Raw genomic sequence first — 13,305 nt, forward strand, 5'->3', positions numbered from 1 at the left:
TGCCCATACTGGGTGGCGCCAGGGGCCCAGGGGCGAGGAGGGGGCGGCCGTGCGGACGGTGTACAGCGGTGAACTGGCGGTGAGCTACGGGCAGTTCTACGTGGACAGTCGCAGCGACGGGTGTGACCCGGCCTGGTGGGACGTCCGCGCCGGGCAGACCAACGGTCTGTGCGGCGCGGCCGTCCCCGGCCACCTCTTCCTGACGACGGGCCTGCACACCGGCCGGGTCGGCCTGACCGTCGAGGTGCACCGGGCGGCGCCCCCGCTCGACGACGGCTGGGAGGACGTGGTGGAGGCATCCTTCCGGCCTGCTTCCCCCTCGACCGTCGTCCTGCCCTGGGGAGACGGCGCGCTGTGCACACTGGACCTGCCCACGACCGACCACCGGGTGCGCTACTGCGGACGCGGAATGGACCGTGGCCGGGACGAGGAACCCGCCGTCCTGGAGGGCCCGGACCCCGTCGACCACTACCTGCTGCAGTTCTGGCCGGCCCCGCCCGCCCCCGACCTGGTGGTCCGGCAGACCTCCCGGATCGCCGCGTACTGGCACCGGCACGCCCGCAGCCTGCCGCCGCCTCCCACGCCCGCGGAGCGGGCCGCGGCCGGGCGCCGCCGGCGCGCCGAGCGGCGGGCCGCCGAGCGTGCCGCGCAGGCCGCGCGGGAGCGCGCGGAGACCCTGGCCTGGGGCGGACGGCTGCCGAGCCGGCGCCTGCGCGAGGTCGGCGGCAACGCAAGGGGACTCGTACCGCTGGACCGCGACCTGCTCGACGCCGTCGACGCGGCGGACCCGGCGGCCCAGCGGAACATCGCCCGCTGGGCCGCCCGGCGGGCCTTCGACGCGGCGGGTCTGACCGACGTCGACTGGATCGCGCCCGCCCTGGCGGCGCTGGACCGCGGGGAGAGCCTGCCGGCACCGTTCGGCGACCCCCGGCGGACCTGGGACCGCTTCTTCGCCGACGACCGCATCACCCACACCGTGGTCGGCTCCCTCGACGGGCACCACGACAACCTTCTGCAACAGGCCATGGCCATGCCCGCCCTGCTCGCCGCGGCCGGACCGGACCCGCTGCGCGCCGCGCTCGACGCCCTCTTCGCCGCGGCGGTCACCCACGGCACCGACTACCCGGCCCTGTTCGCGCGGGCACGCCGGGAGTTCCCCGTGCTGCGCTGAGCGCGCCGCCGCCCACGGGCCTACCGGGCCAGCAGGTCGCGCAGCGCCCCGGCGACCTCGTCCGGGGCCTCCTCCGCCATGAAGTGCCCGCAGCCGACCGTGACATGACGCAGATCCGGCGCCCAGGCCCGCCACAGCGCGGCCGCGTCGTAGCCGAGGGCCGCTCCCCAGTCCTGCTGGAGCACGGTCACCGGCATCCGCAGCCGGTTGCCGCTCTCCCGGTCCGCCCGGTCGTGGACGACGTCGATGCCGGCCGAGGCCCGGTAGTCGGCGACGATCGACGGCACCGCCTCGCGCGACGCCTTCAGGTAGGCGGCCCGTACGTCGGCGGGCAGCGCGGCCGGGTCGCGGGTCCACACGTCGAGGAAGTGCCCGAAGAACGCGTCCGGCGCACCCCCGATCAACCGCTCCGGCAGCCCCGGCGGCTGGGCCATGAGGTACAGGTGGAAGCCCACGGCCGCCGAGGTGCCGTGCAGGACGTCCCACATGTCCAGCGTCGGCAGCACGTCCAGCGCGGCCAGGTGCGTCACCGCGTCCGGATGGTCGAGCCCGGCCCGGACGGCGACCAGGGCACCCCGGTCGTGTCCGGCCAGCGCGAACCGCTCGTGCCCCAGCGCCCGCGCCAGGGCCACCACGTCGGCGGCCATGGTCCGCTTGGCGTAGGCGGTGCCGTCCGGATCGGCGGGCTTGTCGCTGTCGCCGTAGCCCCGCAGGTCGGGGCAGATGACCGTGTGCCCGTCGGCGAGGTCGGCGGCGACGTGCCGCCACATCAGGTGCGTCTGGGGGAAGCCGTGCAGCAGGACGACGGGACTGCCCGAGCCGCCGACGGCCACGTCGAGGGCGACGCCGTCGGCGACGGTCACCCGGTCGCGGGCGAAGCCGGGAATGGTCGGTGTCATGACTGATCTGTTCCTTTCAGCAGGTCGCGAACGTCTTCGAGCCTGCCGCGGGCGAATCAGCATCCGATCAGCGCGCGTACCGTGGTGACGACCACGAGCCGGACAGGGCGGAAGGACACATGGAAGCGGTCACCTTCGGGGTGCTCGGGCCCGTCACGGCCGGGCGCGGCGGCGACCCGGTCGACCTGAGGGGACCCCGGCACCGGGCGCTGCTGGGCCGGCTGGTCCTGGCCCGGCGGCGGGTCGTCCCGGTGGCCCGGCTGGTGGAGGACCTGTGGGACGTACCGCCCGCCCGCGCCGTGGGCACGGTCCGCACCTTCGTCGCCGATCTGCGCCGCGCCCTGGAGCCCGACCGCCCGCGCCGCGCCCCGGCTCGGCTGCTGGTCACCGAGGGGCCCGGGTACGCGCTGCGCGCCGCGCCGGACGCGGTGGACGCGTGGCGGTTCGAGACGGCCGTCGCCGAGGCCGGCCGGCTCCCCGCCGACCGGGCGCCCGCCCGTCTCGAAGCGGCACTGGAGGAGTGGCGGGGACCCGCCTACGCCGACTTCGGCGGCGAGAAGTGGGCGCGCGGCGAGCGCTCCCGGCTCACCGAACTGCGGCTGCGCGTGGTCGAACGGCGGGCGGAACTGCTCGTGGACCTGGGCCGCGCGGCCGACGCCGTCCCCGACCTGGACGCGCACCTCGCCGACCACCCCTGGCGCGAGGAGGCGTGGCGGCTGCTCGCCCTCGCCCTGTACCGGACGGGACGCCAGGCGGACGCGCTCGCGGTACTGCGCCGGGCCCGCGCCCTGCTCGCCGGGGAACTCGGCGTCGACCCCGGCCCGCGCCTGCGCCGTCTGGAGGCGGACGTGCTCGCCCAGGACCCGTCCCTCGACCCGCCCGCCGAACCCGCGGACGCGGCGGCCCGCCTGTGGACCCGGGCCACCGAGGCGTACGACCGGACGGTCGCCGCCGGTTCCCGCGCCCGTCTCGAGTCGACGGTCGGCCTGCTGCGCAACCTCGCGGTCACCGGCGGCGGTGGCCTGGAGGCGGCCCGGGAGCACCGTACGGCGGCGGTGGTCGCGGCGGAGGAGACCGGCGACGCCGAACTGACGGCCCGGGTGATCGGCGCCTACGACGTCCCCGCCGTCTGGACCCGCAGCGACGACCCCGAGGCGGCCCGGCGGATCGTCGCGGCGGCCGAACGCACCCTCGCCGCCCTGCCGGACGACGCCGCCGGCGCTCCGGCGCGCTGCCGGCTGCTGGCCACCATAGCCGTGGAGTCCCGCGGCCTGCGTTCCCCGCGCGGCCCCGAAGCCGCGGCCGGGGCGGAGCGGATCGCGCGCCGCCTGGACGACCCCGCGCTGCTGGCGTTCGCCCTCAACGGCACCTTCATGCAGTCCTGCACCCGCGCCGGGCTGGCCCCGCGCCGCGACGCGATCGGCGCCGAGCTCGTCGCGCTCGCCCGCCGCCACGGCTTGGCCACCCATGAGGTGCTCGGCCACCTGATCCGCGTCCAGGCATGCGCGGCGCGCGGCGACTTCGCGACCGCCGACGAGCACGCCGCCGCCGTGGACCGGCTGGCCGAGCGGCACGAGCGGCCGCTGGTCGCCGTCTTCACCACCTGGTACCGGGCCCTGCGCGGGGCCGCCACCGACTTCTCGTACGACCGGGCGGAGGCCGCCTACCGGTCCGCCGCCGCGACCCTCGACGGCACCGGCATGCCGGGCCTGGCGCGCGGACTGCTCCCCCTCGCCCTGCTCGGCCTGCGCCTGGCCCACGACCGGCCGCCGGAGGTCGATCCGCGGGACGACTGGGGGCCCTACCGCCCCTGGGCCGAGCTGTTCGCCCTGCCGGCCGAGGGCCGTGCCGCCGAGGCCGGGCCGGCCCTGCGGACCCTGCCGGAACCGCCGCCCGACCTGCTGTACGAGGCCCTGTGCTGCGCCGAGGCCGCGTTCGCCCTCGCCGTCGGCGACCGGGCGGCGATGCGGCGGGCGTACGAACGCCTGCTGCCCGCGTCCGGCGAGATCGCGGGCGCGGGCAGCGGGCTGGTGACGTTCGGGCCGGTCGACGGCTGGCTCGCCGCCCTCGACCGGGCCCGGTGACCACGGGGCGGTTCGGGAGATGTACCTGGAGGCGTCGCGCGGCACCTTCGTCAGGTGCCGGACGGCGTGCCGTCCGAAGCGGCCGGCGGGTGCCCGGACGGCGTGCGGGCCGCCGCGTACGGACACGCCACGCTCACTGCCCGCCCGGCACCAGGGCGGCCGCGGCGTCCGGCTCCCCGATCCGGGCCGAGGCCAGCGGGATCGGGGTGAACATCGCCGGCTCCTCGTCCGGGCTCAGTGCGGTCGGCCCGTACACCCAGTCCGTGAAGGCGTAGCCGTACGGGTCCAGCTCCCGCATGACCGTGTTGCGCCGGAGCCGCTGCTCACCGTCGAGGTGCCACAGCTCGCCCCAGGCGCGGGCCGTGGTCTGCACCCTGCGGCAGTGCTCGACGCGGACCGCCTCGTACGCCGCCAGGGCGGCGTCCCAGTCGACGCCGTCGTCGGTGGTGTGCCGGGCGGCGTGCCGGGCCAGTACCCAGCCGTCCTCGATCGCCATGATCGCGCCCTGCGCCATGTACTGCAGCGGCGGGTGGGCGGCGTCGCCGAGCAGGGCGATCCGGCCGTGCACCCACGTCTCGATCGGGTCGCGGTCGAGCATCTGCCACCACCGGTCGCGCCACATCAGCGGGATGCCCTTGCGCACGGTGTCGCAGGTGGCGGCGAAGGCCGCGTCCAGCTCGTCCGGCGTGCCCCAGTCCTCCTTCCCGGCCAGCGCCTTCGGCGACTCGAACACGGCGACCTGGTTGAACATGTCGCCGCCGCGCAGCGCGTACTGGACGAAGTGGCAGCGCGGGCCGACGTAGACGGTGACGTCCTTCTCCGCGATGCCGTTGTCCCGCACCTGGTCGATCGGAACCGCCGCCCGGTAGGCGACGTAGTCGGAGCTGACCACGTCGTCGCCGACCAGCTGCCTGCGCGCCACCGAGTGCAGCCCGTCGGCGGCGATCACGAGCGGCGCCTCCTCGGCGCCGCCGTCCTGCAGCAGGATCCGGGCGCCGCCGTCGCCGTGCTCGTAGGCGACCACCGTGCGGTCGGTCAGCAGCTCGACCCCGGCGGCGCGGCAGGCACGCAGGAAGATGCCGTGCAGGTCGCTGCGGTGGATGACCATGTACGGGAAGCCGTAGTGCCTCTCCAGGTCCCGCAGGTCGAGCCGGGTCAGCTCCCGGGCGTCGAGCGCGTCGCGCATCACCATGTTCTCCGGCAGCACGCCCAGGCTCTTCGCCTCGTCCAGCAGGCCGTACTCGTCGAGGATGCGGGTGCAGTTGGGCGCGATCTGGATGCCGGCGCCGACCTCGCCGAACTCCTTGGCCCGCTCCAGAACGCGTACCCGCAGCCCCACCCGGGACAGGGCGAACGCGGTGCTGAGGCCACCGATGCCGCCTCCGACGACGATCACGTCGGGGTTGTGCGAGGTGGAGGGTTGTGCAGGTTTCATCGTCTCTTCCTCGAGTCGAGTCGAAGGGTGGCGGGTCGGCGCGTGCGGGCTCAGAGCCAGGGGCCGAGCACCGGCACCGGGCCGCCGTGGCGGGTGGTGGGCGAGGCCGGCCGTCCGGTGAGAAAGGCGGTCAGCTCGTGCAGCGGGCCGGTGACCTCCACGGGGTCGCCGGTGCCGGGCAGCTCCCAGCGGGCCTCGTAGTCCGTCGGGACCAGGACCAGTGCCGGGCCGGACCCGGCGGCCCGTTTGGCCACGACGTCGTCGCAGAGCGCGGCGAGGAAACGGGCCGGAAGGTCGGCGAAGGTGACGCCCTTCGCCAGGTCGACGGCGTGCACGCAGACCTCGCGGGAGCGCATCCAGGGAAGTTCCGTCGCGGGCACGGTCCGGCCCTGGGCGGTGACGACCTCCGCCCGCCACCGCTCGTCGCCGAGCGCGGCCATCGCGGTCTCCAGCTCCTGGGCCGACCGGCGCAGCCACGCGGTCAGCTCGGCGGCCGGCAGCGCCGCGCCCTTCTCGATCCCGGCGGCGCGCTCCTCGGGGGAGGCGTACATCGGGGTCTTGTCCCCGGTCGCGGCCCAGTGGACCAGGTTGCCCAGGGCCTCGGCGTTGGCCGCGACGTGCGCGACGACGTGCTTGCGGCTCCACCCGGGCAGCGTGCTGGGCGCGTCGAGCACCGCATCGTCGGGGTCGGCCGCCCCGACCAGCAGGGCGGTGCCGAGCCGCATCCAGTCGCGTGCCTCGTCGAACGTGCGGGCCATCAGACGGACTTCTCCTTGACGACCTTGTTCTCCAGGCGCCCGATGCCCTGGATCTCGGTGACGACGGTCTCCCCGCCCAGCAGGTAGCGCTCCGGCCTGCGGGCGTGGCCGACACCGCCGGGGGTGCCGGTGGCGATGACGTCGCCCGGGTTCAGGCGCACGATCGTGGAGACGTACTCCACCAGGTCCACCGGGTCGAACAGCAGGTCGCCCGTCGAGTCCGACTGCATGACCTCACCGTCGACGGTCAGGCGGACGTCGAGCACGGGACGGACACCGCCGGGCAGCTCGTCCGGGGTGACCAGACAGGGGCCGACCGGGGTGCTGGAGTCCCACATCTTGCCCTGGAGCCACTCCCGGGTGCGGAACTGCCAGTCCCGGCAGGTGATGTCGTTCAGCACGGTGAACCCGGCGATCGCCTTCTCCGCCTGCTCGCCGCGGGCGCGGCGCACCGGCGAGCCCACGACGACGGCGAGTTCGACCTCCCAGTCGAACTTCTCGGTCTCGTCGGGCCGCTGGATGTCGTCGTTCGCGCCGATCAGGCAGTCCGCGAACTTCGCGAACAGGGTGGGGTGCTCGGGCAGGTCCCGGCCCATCTCCTGGATGTGGTTGCGGTAGTTGAGACCGACGCACACCACCTTCGACGGCCGGGGCACGACCGGCGCGTAGTCCGCGCCCTCGACCGGGTACGTCGTCCCGGTCGCCGCGGCGGCCCGCTCGGCCCAGCCCTCCTCGGCCAGCAGGGCGCCCACGTCGGGCGCGCCGAGGTCGACCAGGACGTCGCCGTCCAGCTTCACGGCGCGGGTGCCGCCGTCGACACGGAGGGTGGCGAGCTTCATCGGGTGGTTCCTTCCACTTCGGTACGGTCCAGGCGCAGCGCCTCGAAGATCGGCGAGTCGCTGAATCGGAACAGGTCCAGGGCGCCGGAGTCGGAGTCGGTGGCGCCGGCCTCGGAGCGCACCGAGAACGGCTGCCAGGACGGGACGACGAACAGGTCGCCGCGGGTCACGGACCAGGTCTTCTCGCCGACGGTGACCGTGCCGGACCCGTCGAAGACCTGGTACACGGACGAACCGGTCTCCTTGACCGGCACGGTCTCCGCGCCGCGCGCGACGCGGTGCATCTCGGCGCGGACGGTGGGCAGCACGTCGGCGCCGGTCGCCGGGTCGCTGAACCGGACGGCGGCGTGACCGGGCCCGACGGTGCCCGCGAAACCCTCGGCCTCCAGCGCGAGCTGGTCGGCCAGCGCCCGGTCGGTGTGCTCCCAGCGGTAGGCCAGCAGCGGGGAGCCGGGCCCGGTCGAACCGGGGGCGGCGGAGACCGGACGCAGACCCGGGTGACCCCACAGCCGCTCGGCGCGCGAACGCTCCGGGGTGATCCGCTCGGCGTCGCTGATCTCGTCCCGGCCGAACTCGAAGAACTGCGCCTCCGAGGTGTACTGGAACGGGATGTCCAGGCCGTCGATCCAGGCCATCGGCTCGGCGGTGGCGTTGTGGTGGGCGTGCATGTTCCAGCCGGCCTGCGGGAGGAAGTCGCCGCGGCGCATGGCCACCGGGTCGCGGCCGACCACGGTCCACACGCCCTCGCCCTCGACGACGAAGCGGAACGCGTGCTGGGTGTGCCGGTGCTCCGGGGCGTCCTCGCCCGGCATCAGGTACTGGATCGCCGCCCACAGCGTCGGCGTCGCGAACGGCCTGCCGCCCAGGGACGGGTTGGCGAGCGCGATCGCGCGGCGCTCACCGCCGCGGCCGACCGGCACGATCTCACCGGCCTGCGCGGCCAGCGCGCGCAGCCGCTCCCAGCGCCAGAGATGGGGCACCGCGCGGGAGCGCGGATGGGCGGGCATGAGGTCGCCGATCTCGGTCCACAGCGGAACGAGCAGCTCCTGCTCGAAGCCCCGGTACAGCTCCTCGAGCGCCGGGGTGACCTCGGGCTGGTCCGCCGCCGATACGGCCTGGAGCCGGACGGGGGAGCCCGTGACGGTGTCTGAAGCGATGGAGGAAGTCACGCGCTCAGCGTGCTCCCGTGTCCACATGGAGGACATGTAGATTCTGGAGAGCAGAACCGAGTCGTGGGGATTTCCATGGACAAGCCGCTCAAGACGCCGCCGGCCTACGCCATCGCCAGTGTCGACCACGCCCTGCGGGCCGCGACGATCCTCCAGATGGAGGGGCCGCTGACCGTCTCGCAGATCGCCGAACGCCTCGGCGTGGCCCGGTCGACCGCGCACCGGCTGCTGGCCATGCTGGTCTACCGGGACTTCGCCGTGCAGGACGACGACCGCGTCTACCACGCGGGGCCCGTGCTGGAACTGGCCGCGCACTCCCGCTCCCAGGTCTCCCTGCTGCGGGCCGCCGCCCTGCCCCACCTGCAGCGGATCGTCGACCTGCTGAACGAGACGGCCAACCTGACCGTCCGCACCCGGGACACCGCCCGCTTCATCGCCAGCGTCGAGTGCACCCAGGCGCTGCGGGTCGGCTCCCGGGAGGGCATGGTCTTCCCGGCCCACCGCACGACGGCCGGCCTGCTCCTCCTCGCCGAACTCACCGACGAGGAGCTGGACGACGTGTACGCCCCCGAGCGCTACGGGGACCGCCCCGGCGAGCGTCCGGACCTCGCCGTGCTGCGCCCCGAGCTGGACCGCATCGGCCGCGGCGGCTTCGCCGTCAACCAGGAACGCTCCGAGCGGGGGCTGGTCGCCGTCGGCGTGCCCGTCCGTGACGAGGACGGCGGCGCGGTGGCGGGCCTGTCGGTGTCCATGCCGAGCGTGCGCTACGAGCCGCGCCGGCTCCGTTCCCTGGTCGCCACCCTCGACGCGGCGGCGCGGGCCCTGGAGGCGGACCTGGCGGCGGGCCGCTGACCGGACCGGTCACCCCGGACGCGCTCGCCGCCGACGCGTTCCGCCGGCGTCCTCACGACCCTCCCGGCCGTGCTCGCCGCCCCGCGGGGCGGCGCCCGGGGAGCGGCATCCGGCGCCGGGGTTGCCCCGGCCGGCGGCCGGGTACCCGGCCGCCCATGAGGTGGCGAGAGGTGCAGCAGGGGCCGTCGGCGGTGTACGTGGTGGTGCTCGACCCGGGCGAGGACCCGGTCGCCGCACTCACCGCCTTCGCCCGCGACCGCTCCCTCGGGGCCTCCCAGGTGACCGCCGTGGGCGCCTTCTCGGAGGCGGTCGTCGGCTGGTTCGACCGCGCCGCCAAGGACTACCGGCACATCCCCGTCGAGGAGCAGTGCGAGGTGCTCTCGCTGCTCGGGGACATCGCCGTCGCGGACGACGGCCCGACCCCGCACCTGCACGCCGTACTGGGCCTCGCGGACGGCTCCACCCGCGGCGGCCACCTGCTGTCGGGCAGGGTGTGGCCGACGCTCGAGGTCGTCGTCCGGGACAGCCCGGCGGAACTGGCCAAGACCCACCGCCCCGAGCTCGGCCTCGCGCTGATCGACCTGGACCGGCCCACAGCCGGGTGACGAGTGCCGCCCGGCGGTTTACCCGCCGGGGTGCGGGCTACGCGGGCGTCACGGAACCCTGTCCCACGCAGCGTCGGGAGGCGCCATGACCCAACGGATCCGAGACGTGATGTCGCCCGCCGCGGTGTCCGTCGAGCCCATGACCACGGTGACGCGGGCGGCTCGGCTGATGCGCGAGCAGGACATCGGCGACGTCCTCGTGGCCTACGACTGCGACCTGTTCGGTGTGCTCACCGACCGCGACATCGTGCTGCGGACCGTCGCCGACGGCCGCGACCCCGACGACACCACGGTCGGTTCGGTGTGCACGCCGCCGCCCGTGGTCACCCTGGCACCGGAGGACACCACCGACCGGGCGGTCGAGCTGATGCGGCGGCACGCCGTGCGGCGGCTCCCGGTCGTCGAGCGCGGCGGCTGCCCGGTCGGCGTCGTCAGCCTCGGCGACCTCGCCGCCCTGGAGGGCTCCCGGTCGGCCCTGGCCGACATCAGCGCCGCCGCCCCCGACCACTGAGAGGGGAGCGCATGAACGACCGACGTCCTCGCGGGGCGACGGACCCGGTTCCCCGGGAGCGGTCCGGCGCGATCGGCCGCCGCTTCCCGCGCACCGGCACGGAACCGGTCACCGCCCGCAGCCCCCTGCGGCTGCGCCGGCTGCTGTCGGCCGTCTTCCTGCCGCTCTTCGCCGCGGGGGCGGCCTTGTTCGGCGTGTGGGCCGCGGACACCGGCCCGGGCGAGAGCCCCGGCCGCGACACCCTGGTCGCCCTCGCCGCCGTGTGCGCGGCGCTCGCCCTGCTGGCGGCGGCGGACCTGCTGGCCGTGTCACGCCGGCTCCGGCGGGAACGGGGCACCGGACCGTCCCGCCGCTGACCCGTCGACGGCGGCGCACGTCCGAGCGATCCGGGCGGTTCGACCCCCGGCACCTCGGGTACCCGCAGGTGTTCGGTAGTCGTCCGGCACGAGCAGGGGACGGAGGGACGCGAGATGGCTCCCCTGGCAGAAAGCCCCGCGGCAGACACCCGGCGCGAGGACCGCCGGGCCTCCGCCCGCACCGCGCGGCTGCGCACCCGCATCCCCGAACCCGACGAGGAACCGGACCTGCTGGGCCAGTACCTGGCGCAGATCGGCGCCACCCCGCTGCTGACCGCCGAGGACGAGGTGCGGCTGGCCCAGCGCATGGAGGCCGGCATACGGGCGATGGAGGAGCTGGAGGCGGCCGACACCGGCGAGCCCGGACCGACGCCGGGGCGGCGCAGGGAACTCGACGAGACGGTCCGCGACGGACAGGCGGCCAAGGACCACATGGTGCGGGCCAACCTGCGGCTCGTGGTGTCGATGGCCAAGCGGCACGCCCACCGGGGGCTGCCCCTGCTGGACGTCATCCAGGAGGGCAACCTCGGGCTGATCCGCGCCGTGGAGAAGTTCGACCACACCAAGGGCTTCAAGTTCTCCACCTACGCCACCTGGTGGATCCGCCAGGCCATCGAACGGGGCCTGGCCACCCACGCCCGCACGGTGCGGCTGCCGATGCACGTCGTCGAGCAGCTGCACAAGCTCGCCAAGATCGAGCGCAAGCTCAGGGTGAGCCTCGACCGCGAGCCGACCGTCGAGGAGGTGGCCGCCGAGAGCGGCCTCGCCGCGGACAAGGTCGTCTGGCTGCGCCGCGTCGGACGGGACGCCGTCAGCCTGGACACACCCGTGGACGACACCGGCGAGACCGTGGTCGGCGACCTCATCGCCGACACCGAGGTGCTGCAGGCCCCGGAGGTCGCCGAGTACCAGGCGCTCGCGGAGGAACTGCGGGAGGCCGTCGGCACGCTCGCACCCCGCGAGGCGCTGATCCTGAGCCTGCGCTACGGCCTGCACGACGGCCACACCCGCACCCTGCAGGAGGTGGCGAAGCACGTGGGCCTGACCCGCGAGCGCGTCCGCCAGCTGGAGAAGGCGTCCCTCGCGCACCTGAGGGCGCCCGAGACCCGGGAGCGCCTGCTGGAGTGGGCGAGCTGACCCCAGCGGCCGCTCACCTCAGTCGCCCCGGACCGCCGCCTCACCGGCCGTCCCCACCCGCAGCCGCGCGCCCTGCCGCAGCAGCTCGCGCTGGACCAGCCGGTAGGGCAGGCCGCGCGGCCCCCGCCCGTGCCGGACGGTCAGAGCCGCGCACACACCGGCCGCCTGGCCGGTCGCCATGGCGATGGGCATCACCCGGTACGACGAGTGCGCCACGTGCGTCCCGGAGATGCAGCGCCCGGCCACCAGCAGCCGGTCGGTCCCCCGGGGGACGAGGCAGCGCAGCGGGATGTCGTAGAAGCTGCCCTGCGGCACCCGCTTCAGGATGGTGCCGGAGCCGCGCGGGTTGTGGATGTCGACCGGATAGGCGCCGTGCGCGACGACGTCCGCGAAGGTGCGCGCCGCCAGGATGTCGTGGCCGGTCAGCTGGTAGTCGCCGAGGACGCGCCGGGACTCCCGTACGCCGATGTGCGTACCGCTCTGCACCACGTACGACTCCTCGAAACCGGGCACACGGGTGCGCAGGAAACGGTCGATCTGGGCGAGCTGGCGCCGGGCGGTGTACTCGGCGCGGGTGAGGTCCCACACGCTGGTGCCGAGGACACGGTTGACCCGGGTGCTGTTGACGGCGACCTCACGCGGATGCGGCGTCCCGAAGAACAGGATGTCCTCGCGGGGAAGCCTCAGTTCGCCGTTCGCCCTGGCCTCCTCGATCAGGTCCCACAGGCCGTGCACACCGCGCCACTGGTCGGGATGCTCCCGCACGTATTCGGCGAAGTCGGGCCGGGAGAAGTCCGCGACGCGGAACATCAGCGTCATCGGCTGCACCAGCCCGTCCTCGGGACGGCCGATCTCGTAGGGAGCCCCGCACGCCGTCGCGACGTCACCGTCGCCCGTGGCGTCCACGACCACGCCGGCGTCGATCACCACCGGCCCCGACTTCGTCTCGAACACCACCCGCCAGCCGGAGCCGTCGTCGAGGGGCAGCGCGCCCGAGGCGAAGGCGTGGAACAGCATCCGCACCCCTGACGCGTCCATCATCTCGAGCAGGACCAGCTTGAACAGCTCCGGGTCGAAGGGGACCGTGTACCCGGTCCTGGGCGACGGCGCCAGGCAGCCGCCGCGCCCCATGAGCTGGTCGAGCAGCTCCCACAGCACGCCCGCGACCACCGGTTCGCCTTCGCCGTGGTCGGTGGGCAGCAGCCGGGAGGCGTCCCCGGACTCGGTGAACGTGGCCTGCTTGTGCTCGTTGTGGAACGACATCAGCGGCATCACCAGCGCCACGGTCGCGTTGCCCCCGAGGAACCCGTAGCGCTCGGCCAGCACGACGTCGGCGCCGGTGTCGGCCGCGCCGACCGCGGCGGCGAACCCGGCGGGGCCGCCGCCCACCACCAGGACGTCACAGCGCCCACCGTGCTGGGCGGGCCGGGGCGGCAGGGTGACCGTGCGGGGCTCCGGGGGCTCTTTCAGGATCGGCATCGGACTCCTC

Annotated in this window: 13 protein-coding genes; 7 read left to right on the forward strand and 6 right to left on the reverse strand. The window is 75.0% G+C overall.

Features of this window, described 5'->3' with window-relative positions; genetic code table 11:
• Window positions 1–49: 49 nt before the first annotated feature.
• Complete coding sequence (locus IE260_RS12290; protein WP_189870893.1) at window positions 50–1,171, forward strand: hypothetical protein; 1,122 nt, start codon at window positions 50–52, stop codon at window positions 1,169–1,171.
• Between the two features lie 20 nt (window positions 1,172–1,191).
• Here the strand turns inward: IE260_RS12290 and IE260_RS12295 are convergent, their stop codons facing one another.
• The gene (locus tag IE260_RS12295) at window positions 1,192–2,070 is read right to left on the reverse strand and encodes an alpha/beta fold hydrolase (RefSeq protein WP_189870895.1); all 879 of its coding nucleotides are present in this window, start codon (window positions 2,068–2,070) and stop codon (window positions 1,192–1,194) included.
• Window positions 2,071–2,189: 119 nt separating this feature from the next.
• On the opposite strand from IE260_RS12295, the gene IE260_RS12300 reads away from it, so the two are divergent.
• Window positions 2,190–4,154 (forward strand): AfsR/SARP family transcriptional regulator, encoded by a 1,965-nt coding sequence (locus IE260_RS12300; protein ID WP_189870897.1) that lies wholly within the window; start codon window positions 2,190–2,192, stop codon window positions 4,152–4,154.
• 133 nt (window positions 4,155–4,287) lie between these two features.
• On the opposite strand, the gene IE260_RS12305 is transcribed toward IE260_RS12300, so the two are convergent.
• The 4 genes from IE260_RS12305 to IE260_RS12320 are packed head-to-tail and all read right to left on the reverse strand — an operon-like array spanning window position 4,288 to window position 8,355.
• Entirely contained in the window at window positions 4,288–5,589 is a 1,302-nt protein-coding gene (locus IE260_RS12305) for an FAD-dependent oxidoreductase (protein WP_189870899.1), read from the reverse strand.
• Between the two features lie 50 nt (window positions 5,590–5,639).
• A complete protein-coding gene (locus tag IE260_RS12310) occupies window positions 5,640–6,347 on the reverse strand; it encodes a maleylpyruvate isomerase family mycothiol-dependent enzyme (RefSeq protein ID WP_189870901.1) in 708 nt (235 codons plus the stop codon).
• Entirely contained in the window at window positions 6,347–7,186 is an 840-nt protein-coding gene (locus IE260_RS12315; protein WP_189870903.1) for a fumarylacetoacetate hydrolase family protein, read from the reverse strand. Before IE260_RS12315 ends, IE260_RS12310 begins: the two co-directional genes overlap by 1 nt.
• Complete coding sequence (locus IE260_RS12320) at window positions 7,183–8,355, reverse strand: cupin domain-containing protein (RefSeq protein WP_229880669.1); 1,173 nt, start codon at window positions 8,353–8,355, stop codon at window positions 7,183–7,185. The genes IE260_RS12315 and IE260_RS12320 overlap by 4 nt, the downstream gene beginning before the upstream one ends.
• 75 nt (window positions 8,356–8,430) lie before the next feature.
• Between IE260_RS12320 and IE260_RS12325 the strand changes: the two genes are divergently transcribed.
• The 5 genes from IE260_RS12325 (at window position 8,431) to IE260_RS12345 (ending at window position 11,816) form a co-directional block, all read left to right on the forward strand.
• Complete coding sequence (locus IE260_RS12325) at window positions 8,431–9,207, forward strand: IclR family transcriptional regulator (protein WP_189870906.1); 777 nt, start codon at window positions 8,431–8,433, stop codon at window positions 9,205–9,207.
• A gap of 155 nt (window positions 9,208–9,362) precedes the next feature.
• Entirely contained in the window at window positions 9,363–9,812 is a 450-nt protein-coding gene (locus IE260_RS12330) for a PPC domain-containing DNA-binding protein (RefSeq protein ID WP_189870908.1), read from the forward strand.
• Between the two features lie 85 nt (window positions 9,813–9,897).
• Window positions 9,898–10,323, forward strand: a complete 426-nt coding sequence (locus tag IE260_RS12335) for a CBS domain-containing protein (RefSeq protein WP_189870910.1) — start codon at window positions 9,898–9,900, stop codon at window positions 10,321–10,323.
• Window positions 10,324–10,334: 11 nt separating this feature from the next.
• A complete protein-coding gene (locus IE260_RS12340; protein WP_189870912.1) occupies window positions 10,335–10,679 on the forward strand; it encodes a DUF6343 family protein in 345 nt (114 codons plus the stop codon).
• A 114-nt stretch (window positions 10,680–10,793) separates the two neighbouring features.
• Window positions 10,794–11,816, forward strand: a complete 1,023-nt coding sequence (locus tag IE260_RS12345; RefSeq protein ID WP_189870914.1) for a sigma-70 family RNA polymerase sigma factor — start codon at window positions 10,794–10,796, stop codon at window positions 11,814–11,816.
• An 18-nt stretch (window positions 11,817–11,834) separates the two neighbouring features.
• Here IE260_RS12345 and IE260_RS12350 read toward each other — a convergent pair whose 3' ends face one another.
• Window positions 11,835–13,295 carry an FAD-dependent oxidoreductase gene (locus tag IE260_RS12350; RefSeq protein ID WP_189870916.1) on the reverse strand — a complete coding sequence of 487 codons (1,461 nt, stop codon included), beginning with the start codon at window positions 13,293–13,295 and terminating at the stop codon, window positions 11,835–11,837.
• Window positions 13,296–13,305 lie beyond the last annotated feature (10 nt).

Source organism: Streptomyces viridiviolaceus (assembly GCF_014650995.1).
Lineage (GTDB): Bacteria > Actinomycetota > Actinomycetes > Streptomycetales > Streptomycetaceae > Streptomyces > Streptomyces viridiviolaceus.